Annotated in this window: 10 protein-coding genes; 9 read left to right on the forward strand and 1 reads right to left on the reverse strand. The window is 39.7% G+C overall.

Annotated elements, in window-relative coordinates; genetic code table 11:
- Positions 1-2,312, forward strand: a 2,312-nt coding sequence (locus KFO40_RS24215; protein WP_211146876.1) for a hypothetical protein, incomplete at its 5' end; no start/stop codon positions are given.
- 437 nt (positions 2,313-2,749) lie between these two features.
- Here KFO40_RS24215 and KFO40_RS24220 read toward each other — a convergent pair.
- On the reverse strand, positions 2,750-4,249 hold the full coding sequence (locus tag KFO40_RS24220) for an L-lactate permease (RefSeq protein WP_004314807.1): 1,500 nt from the start codon (positions 4,247-4,249) through the stop codon (positions 2,750-2,752).
- Between the two features lie 513 nt (positions 4,250-4,762).
- On the opposite strand from KFO40_RS24220, the gene KFO40_RS24230 reads away from it, so the two are divergent.
- The 8 genes from KFO40_RS24230 to KFO40_RS24265 form a co-directional block, all read left to right on the forward strand.
- Positions 4,763-6,307 (forward strand): acyl-CoA carboxylase subunit beta, encoded by a 1,545-nt coding sequence (locus KFO40_RS24230; RefSeq protein WP_004314805.1) that lies wholly within the window; start codon positions 4,763-4,765, stop codon positions 6,305-6,307.
- Positions 6,308-6,364: 57 nt separating this feature from the next.
- A complete protein-coding gene (accC, locus tag KFO40_RS24235; protein ID WP_008643568.1) occupies positions 6,365-7,876 on the forward strand; it encodes an acetyl-CoA carboxylase biotin carboxylase subunit in 1,512 nt (503 codons plus the stop codon).
- Positions 7,877-7,905: 29 nt separating this feature from the next.
- Entirely contained in the window at positions 7,906-8,430 is a 525-nt protein-coding gene (locus KFO40_RS24240; RefSeq protein WP_074705588.1) for a biotin/lipoyl-containing protein, read from the forward strand.
- 87 nt (positions 8,431-8,517) lie between these two features.
- Positions 8,518-10,875 carry a PAS domain-containing protein gene (locus tag KFO40_RS24245; RefSeq protein ID WP_151922908.1) on the forward strand — a complete coding sequence of 786 codons (2,358 nt, stop codon included), beginning with the start codon at positions 8,518-8,520 and terminating at the stop codon, positions 10,873-10,875.
- Positions 10,876-11,106: 231 nt separating this feature from the next.
- Positions 11,107-11,649, forward strand: coding sequence for an REP-associated tyrosine transposase (locus tag KFO40_RS24250; RefSeq protein WP_227237031.1), 543 nt, complete (start codon positions 11,107-11,109; stop codon positions 11,647-11,649).
- Positions 11,650-11,864: 215 nt separating this feature from the next.
- On the forward strand, positions 11,865-12,179 hold the full coding sequence (locus KFO40_RS24255) for a nucleotidyltransferase domain-containing protein (protein WP_004316066.1): 315 nt from the start codon (positions 11,865-11,867) through the stop codon (positions 12,177-12,179).
- Positions 12,176-12,598: a HEPN domain-containing protein gene (locus tag KFO40_RS24260; RefSeq protein WP_004316065.1), complete on the forward strand. Its 423-nt coding sequence runs from the start codon at positions 12,176-12,178 to the stop codon at positions 12,596-12,598. The genes KFO40_RS24255 and KFO40_RS24260 overlap by 4 nt, the downstream gene beginning before the upstream one ends.
- A 76-nt stretch (positions 12,599-12,674) precedes the next feature.
- Positions 12,675-12,772 (forward strand): AAA family ATPase (locus KFO40_RS24265; RefSeq protein WP_211146877.1); only part of this gene is annotated, 98 nt, incomplete at its 3' end.

Consider the following 12,772-nt stretch of genomic DNA (forward strand, 5'->3'; position numbering starts at 1 on the left):
ATCGTTATAATAAGATTTATAATTTATCTTATTATAACGATGGTATATTCTCTGTGTTTAAACTAAACGAAGAAGGAAAGAATAGTCTTATTGCTGCCAAGTTTGAGACTAAGGATTTAGTAGCATCTCGTTGGTTTCAAGTATCGATGGAATTTGATTTACAAAAAGATTCTTTATGTCTTGCAATCAAACAACAAAAATTTTTTGTACACAACCTTGAGTTACCTTCTAAATGGACTCCAGACATATATTTTGGAAAGAGTGATTATATGATTGATGTGCCAGTTTTCTCAATAAGACAACTTATAATTTCTGATGATAAACAACAGTACAATTTTCCCTTAGATGAAAGTGAAGGAGAGGAGGTTTACTCTATTGAGGGAAAAGTATTCGGACAAGTTAGTAATCCGAAATGGCTTATAAATGAGTCTTATAATTGGGTACAGAAGTATAAGTTTACATCTTCTAGTGTAGCAGGCTATAATTTTGATGATCTTACGGATAATATCTACATATTTAATAAAGATACTCTTATTACCTATAATTTGTACTCGGGTGACGTAATATGTAATAGTCTTGCAAATAAGTGTCCTATCGATATTTTTCTGGGAACAAATTTTTGGAATAGTGGGGCTAATAAACTTTATGTATATGAAGTTCATGTAGATGATGCTGGCAAACCAACAGTTGCAACTTTGGATTTGCGAGCGAAAGAATGGACTGTAGTGAGTAATGAAAACTTACCCATGCAACTTCATCACCATAGTGTTGCTTATGATCGGGAGAATGAACGGCATTTCATATTTGGCGGTTTTGGAGACATATACTATAGTAAAGAATTGTATGTGTATAATTATAACAAAAACAGACTGGACTCGGTCGTTTTGAAAGGAGACCGGATAGAACCACGCTATTTTTCATCAATGGGATACCGTAAGGATGACAATTCTCTCTATATATATGGAGGTATGGGTAATGAATCAGGCGAACAAATAGTGGGACGTCAATATTTTTATGATTTACATAAAGTAGACTTGAACAATAACACGGTTTCCAAGCTGTGGGAAATACCATGGAATAGAGAAAACATAGTTCCTGTAAGAGAAATGGTTATTCAGGATGATTCTTATTTTTATACGCTTTGTTATCCGGAACATTGTTCTAATACTTATCTCAAATTATATCGTTTTGCATTCAAAGACGGAACTTTCCAAATATTGGGTGACTCTATACCTATACGTTCCGAAAAGATAAAAACGAAAGCTAATTTGTATTATAGTGACAAACTCAATAAACTCTTTGCGGTGGTTCAGGAATTTGACGACGATGATATATCTTCCAGTGTGGGTGTGTATTCATTGGCTTTTCCTCCGATAAGTCATGCGTCATTGAGTGCATACATACCTCACAGTAGAAATAGTGAATTTACTTTCCAAATATTGATAGCATTACTTATATTATTAGTTATAGTAATTATATCTGCTTTGATCTTTTTTATCAGACGTCGTTCCCATGAGAAACAAGGAGCAAATGATAAAAAAACTGTTATAAATCCAGTAAATGTAAAATGTTCCACTTCCTTGGAACAAAATTTAGTAAAAGCTAATAGCGTTTATTTGTTTGGGGAGTTTATGGTACGTGACAGGCAAAATAAGGATATAACCTATATGTTTAGTACCAAATTAAAACAGGTATTCTTATCAATTCTTCAATATAGCCCTAAAGGAGGTATCTCATCACAGAGGTTAAGTGAATTGTTTTGGCCCGGTAAATCTGAAGATAAGGTGAAAAATTCACGTGGGGTTGCCATTAATCATGTAAGAGGAATCTTAAAAGAAATTGATGGAATTGAACTTGTATATGATAAAGGTTTGTTCAGGATTGAATACACGGATGAATTTTATTGTGATTATCTTGCTTGCGTCAAACTTTTGATGATAAATAATACTGGAGGAAATGCGACAGAACTAATTGGAATTGTATCTCGCGGGAAGTTTCTTCGGTCAATTGATATGCCAGAGTTCGATTCTTTCAAAGGAAATCTTGAGCAAAAATTAGAACCGGTATTATTGATTGAGATCGAAAATTGTTTTAAAAAAGAAGCGTATAAGATAGTTGTTGCACTTTGTGAGAGTTTATTTTATATTGATCCTATAAATGATGAGGCTCTTTGTTATGCAATTCAGTCTCTGACAAAAATGAATATGGTAAATGAGGCAAAAGTGCAATATTTAAAATTCAGTGTCGAATATATGAATACGATGAATACAGAATATCCTTACTCATTTACCGATATACAAAAAAGAGTATGATGTTGTCCCCTTCATCTTTTGTTGTAAAGGCTGATAAATAGGTATATACAAGGTGAAGGATAGCTGATTCACCCGCCCTTTCCCCGTGTACTTGTTTGGTGAATATAAAGCTATGCTTTAGAGTATGCAAAGCATAGCTTTAGCCTACTTAAAGCGATGCTTTACAAAAATCAAAGAGTTTGTTTCAATCATTTAGCGTATTTAAAATAAATATCCCAATGTTTGTTTCAACTATCAGGAAGAAAAATAAATGCTATGAGCATACTGCATTTAGCTATAAGCATATTCCGATTTGCTATAATGAAATCGGGAGTGAACTCTTGGTGAAGGGCTGCCCTTCACCCGCAAACACCGATGAACAGGGAAAGGTGAAGGGGTGAAGGGATAAATGGCTTTTGCTTCATATCTCTATTTGTTCTTTATGCACTTTGGGTTTGTTAACTGAAAATATAAACAATAATTCCGGTAATCGCCACATACACCAACGCATAAGGAATAGCTGCTTTCAGTATTTCACCTTCTTTTCCTTGTTGGTTTCCCGCAGAAGTAGCAATGGCAATACTTTGTGGAGAAATAATCTTACCACCTGTAGCACCTACTGTATTTGCAGCGGACAGCCAATCCGGACTGACATGAATTTGCCCTGCAACACTTGCTTGCAACTTTCCGAAAAGAATATTGGAAGAGGTGTCGCTTCCGGTGATAAACGTTCCCAGACAACCGATGACCGGAGCAAACAGTGGATACAAACTTCCCGTAGCCGTAGCCAGTGCCGTGGCAATTACAGCAATCATTCCGGCACTATCCATAATTGTGGATAATCCCACAAGGCAGATCACTGTGATGAATGTTTTCTTTAATTGCTTCACTGTATTCCAAAGAACGATGAACAGGTCTTTTACTTTAGCTCCTTGAATCAATCCACCGATAAAAGTTCCGATGAAAAGCAATACCCCGGCATGAGTTAGCCAGGAAATGGTATAATTGACGGTGGAAGCATTGATGGGCAAACTGATTCGGGTTATCCAGTTATTCTCTAATGTATGACGCAATTCCGGGAAGAGGGGACTGGTCAGAATGATTAAAAATAGAATCAGCAAATAGATGCTCCATGCATTCAGTATATCTTTTGTTTTCAGATGGCTTTTCCGTGCTTTCTCTTCTTTAGAGGCAGTCAGTTTTCCATAAAGAACAATCACGATAATCGAAAGAATACTGCCGATAATGGCCGGAGATTCAGCACCCATATACTTGGCAGCCAGATACTGGCTGACTAAAGAAACTCCGCCTACTAATAAGGCAAGAAATATATTTTTGGGAAGCGATTTAAGTTTGGAGTCAGTAAGGAAAAGCAAAACCAGCGGAATCAGGAACATCAAAACGGATAACTGCAATACGACATTCGTGCTAAGATGCAATACATCCAAATTCGTTTCTTTGGCTAGTACCAACACCGGAGTTCCGATCGCTCCGAAAGCGGTGGCTACACTGTTGGCAATCAAACTTACAGTTGCCGAAAAGATAGGCTTAAATCCCAGACTGATAAGAATGGCTGCCGGAATGGCAACTGCTGTCCCAAAGCCGGCCATCGCTTCCAGTAATCCGCCGAATCCCCAAGTCAGTAATAACACCTGGATACTTTTATCGGTAGAAATAGAAGCGAATTGCTGTTTGATAATCTCCATCTTTTCTGTTTTCAACAATACGTTGTAACTGAAAATAGCCATCAGGATAATGATTAAGATAGGAGAGACGGCTTTTAACGCCCCATATAAAAAGGAGTAAAACAGATTGTCTACTGAAAAAGCGAAGCCGAAAATAGCAATCAGCATCGTCACGATCAGAGAAATGATACTACTTTTGTCACCCGGCATTTTAAAGAATGCCATTAATATAATCAACAGTAACACCGGAATAATAGCAAGGATCAAGGTCATAATTATCAGATTTAAAAAGTGGAACGTCGTTTATTATTGATATAACAAACAAACGTCCCACTTTGGTCGGTTGAATAAAAAGAATTTTCTATTTATTTCATCTTCACGCTAAGAATTTGTTGTAATTGTTTTAAGTTGGCCAGCGCAGCTTCGTTACCTAGCTTTGCTGCCTTTCGGATAGCTGTTGGCTACCTGATACATTTCGTTCAGACTAAGGTATTTCGGATTTTCCCGGATAATGATGCGGCCTTGTTCAACATCGAAGTTGACAACGGTATAGGTTTTATTAAAAATGATAAGCGATAAACAGAAAAGCGGGGAAGTTTGTTGTCGCAACCTGCAAAAAAAAGCTCCCTAAATAAATGGATAAAGATGTTTTAAGGCATAAATGCTAACATTTTCCACACATGAGGCGTTCATTATATAAAAGTACTTTGTGTAATCAATATGACAATGATTTCATATATTACTGTTTATTTTTACACACACATACAACTTTAATAACTACAGCCTATGAAAGAGCTTATTAACAACCTGGAAGAACTGAACAGGAAAGCAGAAAAAGGCGGCGGAGACGCTCGCATTGAAAAACAACATTCTGTGGGCAAACTGACCGCCCGTGAACGCATCGATTTATTATTGGAGAAAGGTTCGTTTATCGAACTGGATAAGTTGGTAACCCATCGGTGTACCGATTTTGGTATGGAAAAGCAGAAATTTGCCGGAGACGGGGTAGTGACGGGATACGGTATGATTGGCAAGCGCCTGGTCTATGTCTTTGCACAGGATTTCACCGTATTTGGTGGAGCTCTTTCGGAAACGCACGCTAAGAAAATTTGTAAAGTGATGGACATGGCTATGCAAATGGGAGCACCCATCATCGGATTGAATGACTCGGGCGGTGCACGAATTCAGGAAGGGGTACGTTCTTTGGCCGGATATGCCGAGATATTCCTGCGCAACTCTATGGCATCCGGAGTGATTCCACAGATTAGCGCGATCATGGGCCCATGTGCCGGAGGTGCGGTTTATTCTCCTGCATTGACAGATTTTATCCTGATGGTGAAAAATTCCGGTTATATGTTTATTACAGGACCGGATGTGGTGAGAAGTGTGACACAGGAAGAAGTCACTAAAGAGGAACTCGGCGGAGTAGGCGTACACATGACAAAGTCCGGTGTAGCCCATCTTTCTGCGGAGAATGATATTGAGTGTATTAATTATATTCGTGAATTGATTTCCTATCTGCCGGGAAATAATATGGAAGAGCCTCCGTTTGTAGCTACAAACGATTCGCCGACCCGTCTGACTCCGGAACTGGCTAATTTGATTCCAACCAATCCGAATCAGCCGTATAATATAAAAGAAATGATTGAAGCAGTGGCTGATGATAATAGTTTCTTCGAACTTCAGGCAGAATATGCAGCGAATATTGTGACCGGCTATATCCGGCTGAATGGAAAAACAGTGGGAGTGGTGGCTAATCAGCCATTGGTACTTGCTGGTACACTGGATATTAACGCATCTGTCAAAGCTGCCCGTTTTGTCCGCTTCTGCGATGCTTTCAATATCCCTTTACTGACATTGGTAGATGTGCCGGGATTCCTTCCGGGAATCGATCAGGAATATGGCGGAATTATCCGTAACGGGGCAAAATTGCTTTATGCTTATTGTGAGGCTACAGTGCCGAAAGTTACGGTTATCACCCGCAAAGCATACGGTGGCGCTTATGATGTGATGAGCTCCAAGCATATCCGCGGAGATGTCAATCTTGCTTTTCCTACTGCCGAAATAGCAGTGATGGGACCGGATGGAGCTGTGAATATCCTTTTCCGTAAGGATATAGATAAGGCCGGAAATCCCGAAGAAAAACGGAAAGAACTTCAGGATGATTATCGCGGGAAGTTTGCCAATCCTTACCGGGCGGCGGAATTGGGATATGTGGATGAAGTGATTGATCCGGCGGTAACCCGTTTGCGGTTGATTCGAAGTTTCGAGATGCTTGCCAACAAACGGCAGTCTAATCCTCCTAAGAAACATTCGAATCTTCCGCTTTAATAAGTTGAGAGTGGAGAGTTGAGAATGGAGAGTGTTCATTAAAAGAATAAAAAGATTATGATAAAGAAAATATTAGTAGCCAACCGCGGTGAAATAGCGATGCGAATCTTCCGTACCTGTCGGGTGATGAATATCTCGACGGTGGCTGTTTATACCCATGTAGACCGAGGAGCTTTGCACGTGCGTTATGCGGAAGAAGCCTATTGCATCTCCGAATCGCCTGAAGATACTTCCTACCTGAAGCCGGAATTGATATTATCCATTGCCAAAAAGACCGGAGCCGCTATTCATCCGGGATATGGTTTCTTGTCGGAGAATGCGGATTTTGCCCGTCGTTGTGAAGAAGAAGGAGTGATTTTTATCGGACCGAGTGCGGACATTATTTCCAAAATGGGAATCAAGACAGAAGCCCGTAAGATTATGCGTGAAGCAGGATTACCCATTGTTCCCGGAACCGAGACACCTGTGCAGGGGATTGATGAAGTGAAGAAAGTGGCCAATGAAGTGGGTTATCCCATTATGCTGAAAGCACTTGCCGGAGGTGGAGGAAAAGGAATGCGCTTGGTACGTACGGAAGAAGAAGTGGAAACGGCTCTTCGTTTGTCGCAATCCGAAGCAGGGACTTCTTTTGGCAATGATGCGGTATATATTGAGAAATACATCGAAAATCCCCATCATATCGAAGTTCAGATCATGGGAGATAAATATGGCAATGTGGTCCATCTTTACGAACGTGAATGTTCCATTCAGCGTCGTAACCAAAAAGTGATAGAGGAAAGTCCTTCTCCTTTTGTGAAAGAAGAGACGAGAAAGAAGATGTTGAAGGTTGCTGTGGAAGCCTGTAAGAAAATAGGATATTACAGTGCCGGGACATTGGAGTTTATGATGGATAAAGACCAAAACTTCTACTTCCTCGAGATGAATACCCGTTTGCAGGTGGAACATCCTGTGACGGAGGAATGTACGGGAGTTGACCTGGTTCGGGATATGATAACAGTTGCCGCCGGAAATCCGTTGCCTTATAAACAGGATGATATTCAGTTTAGCGGAGCAGCTATCGAATGTCGTATTTATGCGGAAGATCCGGAGAATAACTTCATGCCTTCTCCTGGGGTGATTACTGTTCGTGAAGCTCCCGAAGGGCGTAACCTGCGTCTTGACAGTGCCGCTTATGCCGGATTCGAAGTCTCTCTGCATTATGACCCGATGATTGCGAAACTCTGTTGTTGGGGACGTACCCGTGCTTCTGCCATATCCAATATGGCACGTGCTTTGCGCGAGTACAAGATTTTGGGAATTAAAACAACAATTCCTTTCCATCAACGTGTATTGAAGAATGCAGCTTTCCTGAAAGGCGAATATGATACAACGTTTATTGATACGCGCTTCGATAAGGAAGACCTGAAACGCCGTCAGAATACCGATCCGACAGTGGCTGTCATTGCTGCCGCAGTGAGACACTACGAGCGGGAGAAAGAAGCGGCTTCCCGTGCCACAACGCTTCCGGTAGTAGGCGAATCACTCTGGAAGTATTATGGTAAGTTGCAGATGACTGCTAATAATTATTGATTTGACACTAAAAAATAACAGAACAGATTATGGGTACAACATTAGCTACATATTACGCCAAGCTCCAGGACATGCCGGATAGTGAATATAAGGTGGAAATACTGGAGGACGGACCAATCAAGAAGATTGCAGTCAATGGCAAAATATATGAGGTCGATTATAACATGGGTGGGGACTCTATCCATTCGATCATCATCGATCACCACTCGCATGGAGTGCAGATTTCTCCCTCTTCCAATAATTCATATACAATCATGAATAAAGGGGAGCTTTATCAGATTGAATTGCAGGGAGAAATGGAGAAGATACATAATGCCCGCACTGCTGCCGAGTCTGTGGGACGTCAGGTAGTACAGGCACCGATGCCGGGAGTAATACTGAAGACGTATGTAAAGAAAGGAGACCGTGTGAAACGTGGCGATCCGCTTTGCGTATTGGTGGCAATGAAGATGGAGAATGAGATACGTTCGGTGACGGATGGAGTAGTCAAAGAGGTATTTGTGGAAGATGGCATGAAGGTGGGATTGAACGACCGGATCATGGTAATTGAATGATTTTCAAAAAAAAACTAGCTTTTGCGTACTTATCTTCAAAAAAATATTTACTTTTGGCAGATAAGTACGCATTTATTCTGATATATCATGAACACCGAACAAAACCAAAAAGCACTATTAGAACAGCTGGAAGCGCTAAAGAAAGAAAATGAGCAGCTCAAAAAGGAGCTTTCTATTCTTAGGAATGAGAATATAAGTAATCGTCCCGTTAGTTTCAAAGAAAAATATGCTGTCAGGATTCTGGACTCTTTGCCGGATATGCTGACTGTCTTCAATCAGAACGAAGTAGGCATTGAAGTTGTTTCCAATGAAGAAACCAATCATGTCGGAATATCAAACAAAGATTTTAAGGGAATGTATATGCGGGAAATGGTTCCACCGGAAGCATATCAGAATATTCACTCCAATATGCGTCAGGCTGTCAGCACGGGAGCTGTTTCAACCGCCCATCATGAATTGGATTTTAATGGTGAACATCATCATTACGAAAATCGTATCTTTCCGTTGGATGAGGAGTATGTATTGATTATGTGTCGTGATATAACGGAGCGGGTGACCACGCAAAGGCAACTGGAGGTTTTCAAGAGTGTACTCGATAAAGTGAGTGACAGCATTCTTGCCGTATCGGAAGACGGGACATTGGTTTATGCAAATAAGCAATTTATAGAAGAATACGGAGTTACCCAACAGATGGGTATCCAAAAGATATATGATCTGCCTGTCTCTATGACAACAAAGGAGGCGTGGGAAAGACGTCTTCAGGAAATACGTGACAATGATGGCACTTTTGCTTATCGTGCTGCCTATATGCGGAAAGGTGAAGATAAAGAGCGGATGCATCAAGTATCTACATTTCTGATTCGTGAGAATAATGAAGAACTGACTTGGTTCTTTACACAGGATATTACTGATGTTATAAAGAAACAGGATGAACTTCGCGAACTAAATCTATTGCTGGATGGTATTTTGAATAATATCCCAGTCTATTTGTTTGTGAAAGACCCGGAAAATGATTTTAGGTATTTGTATTGGAACAAAGCATTTGCCGACCATTCAGGTATCCCGGCGTCTAAAGCGATCGGACATACGGACTATGAAGTATTTCCGAGTCATGGAGACGCAGAGAAATTCCGTAAGGATGATTTGGAATTACTTCAGACCCATAAGCGTATTGATATGCAGGAAACGTATCTTTCCGCCACTGGGAAAGCGCGTATTGTACAGACATTAAAGGCGCTTGTGCCGATGGAAGGACGCAAACCGTTGCTGATTGGTATCTCTTGGGATATTACTAATCTTCAGAATATTGAGCAGGAACTGATAAAGGCAAGGATTAAGGCGGAGCAATCCGACCGATTGAAAAGTGCTTTCCTTGCTAATATGAGCCATGAGATCCGGACACCACTGAATGCAATTGTAGGATTCTCTCAATTATTGCCTGCTGCCGAAACTGCTGAAGAGAAAAAGCTCTATTCGGGTATTATCAATCAGAATTCGGATATTTTGTTGCAACTGATTAATGATATTCTGGATTTATCGAAGATAGAAGCCGGGACACTGGAATATATCAAGCGTCCAATGAATCTGGGAGAAGTTTGCCGGACAATTTATGCTGTTCATAAAGAACGTGTGAAAGAAGGGGTAACTCTTGTTTTTGATAATGAGGATGAGAATTTATTCATTGAGGGAGATCAGAACCGTATCATGCAGGTGATAACGAATTTCCTGACTAATGCGAGTAAATTTACGTATGCAGGAGAGATTCGTTTGGGTTTTGAGCGGACGGATAAAAATATTCGTGTATATGTGAAGGATACAGGAATAGGAATAGAGCCGGAAAAAGTAGACCATGTCTTCGAGCGTTTTGTCAAACTGAACTCTTTTGCTCAAGGCACAGGATTAGGGCTATCTATCTGTCAGATGATTATCGAAAAGATCGGTGGAGAAATAGGGGTGACTTCTGAATTGGGTAAAGGCTCTACGTTCTATTTCACGATTCCTTATGAAGAAGCCGGAGAACTCGGCGAAATCTTTAAAATGTCAAAGACGGAATCTAAAGGAAATACTGTAAATCGTGTGCAACAGATCAAAAAGATTTTGGTAGCGGAAGATGTAGAAAGTAATTTCATCCTGCTGAAGAATCTGATCGGCAGGGAATATACATTGCTTTGGGCTAAGGATGGGGTGGAAGCCATTGAAATGTATAAGCAGTATCAACCGGACTTAATTCTGATGGATATAAAAATGCCACGCATGGATGGATTGGAAGCAACGCATATCATTCGTTCTTATTCCAAAGAGGTTCCTATTATTGCTTTGACGGCTTATGCTTTTGAAACGGATAAAGAATTGGCTTTGGAGATGGGATGCAATGATTTTGTGACTAAACCGGTTTCGGAAAGAACTTTGAGAAAGGCTTTGGATAAATATTCGACTATTGTTTAATGAATAGATGCGACAGAAGAGAAAAGCCCGCAAAATCAGTGAATAATTGTAGAATGTTCTACCATTACGCGCTTACGCAGCAGATATATAAGAAGGTTCCAGCGGATTTATAATCCGCTGGTCTTTTGTATCAGGATTTTTAGTCCGCTTGTCGTGTCCGATCGTTTAAAAACCTTTGTCTCTTTCGATTTTAATCGTACATTTATCCTCTCTAATCAAATTAGTATATCAATGGATACTGCGAATCGAGTTTTAGATGAATTATATTTTGTTACTTCTACCGTTGTCGATTGGATAGATATCTTTACCCGTCCTAAATACAAGCATATAATTCTGGAGTCACTAGCCTATTGTCAGGAGAAAAAAGGCTTAAGAATTTATGCCTGGGTATTAATGAGTAACCATTTGCACATGATTGTCAGTTCCGGAACAGAAGCAACAGCTTCGGATATCCTTCGAGATTTTAAAAAGTTCACTAGTAAACGTATTATGGCAGAACTCGAAACAGATCCTCAAGAAAGTCGTCGCGAATGGATGTTGGATCGTTTTCGCTTTGCCGGAGCTAATGACAAAAAAATATCTAAGTATCGTTTTTGGCAAGAAGGTAATCATCCCGAATTAATTTATTTGCATGACTTCTTTCTGCAAAAATTGAATTATATTCATAATAATCCGGTGAAGCAGGAGATTGTTGCACGACAGGAAGATTATTTATATAGTTCGGCGGTGAGTTATGCGGGTGATAAAGGACTGCTAGAGGTGATTTTGGTTTAGGAAGGTAGAGGTTAAGGAGCGGATTACAAATCCTGATACTCAAGCAATCGGATTGCAAATCCGATTGAACAGAGCAGATTGAACAGAGAACGGAAACCTACTTTAAATGATTTTATGGCGAACTTTCATGTAAGATGTGATGTTGTTTAGATAGAAAAATGTATCTTTGTAATGTAGTAAGTTTGATTCATTCATGCATTTAGAAAGAGTAAGAAATGAAGAGACCAGAGATTATAGAAGCTATTCGTGAAACATTAAAACGTGTTGCTCCCAATGCGCAGGCTATTTTATATGGCTCTGAGGCGCGTGGGGATGCCAGGCATGATAGTGATGTTGATTTACTCATTTTAGTGGAAGGTGACAAAATGACATTGGCTAAAGAAGAAGCTATCACATTACCTTTATATGAATTGGAATTGAAAACAGGTGTTAGTATTAGCCCGATAGTTGTTTTGAAGAAATTTTGGGAGAACCGGCCTTTTAAAACACCTTTTTATGTAAATGTGATAAACGAAGGTATTGTCTTATGAAAGAAATTCTAGATAAGGAAAGTAAGAAAGCACTGGTCGCTTATCGGATACAACGTGCTTATGAAACATTGAGAGAGGCTGAGGTTATGATACGTGAGTCATTCTATAATGCTGCTATTAACAGGCTGTATTATGCATGCTATTATGCAACTGTAGCTCTTCTTTTAAAATATGATATTCAAACGCAGACTCATAATGGGGTGAAGACGATGCTTGGTCTGCACTTTATTTCGACAGGAAAACTTCCTGTAAAAGTAGGAAAAACTTTTTCTACATTATTTGAAAAAAGGCATAGTGGAGATTATGATGACTTTGTATATTGTGACGAAGAAATGGTAAACAACTTATATCCACAAGCAGAGACTTTCATAAATAGTATTCAAGAATTAATAAGAGATAAAGAGTGGGAATCTATATAAGGAAGGTGAACCGTCCCAGTGGATTTTGAATCCGCTTGCTTCACTTATGTGTTGTTGATTTTTAAAAGAAGAGATTATGAGCAATAAAATTTATCCTATCGGTATTCAGAATTTTGAAAGCCTTCGTCAGGATGGTTATTTTTATATTGATAAAACGGCATTGATGTATCAAAT

This window comes from Bacteroides sp. 1001302B_160321_D4, from assembly GCF_015667765.1.
GTDB classification, from domain to species: domain Bacteria; phylum Bacteroidota; class Bacteroidia; order Bacteroidales; family Bacteroidaceae; genus Bacteroides; species Bacteroides xylanisolvens.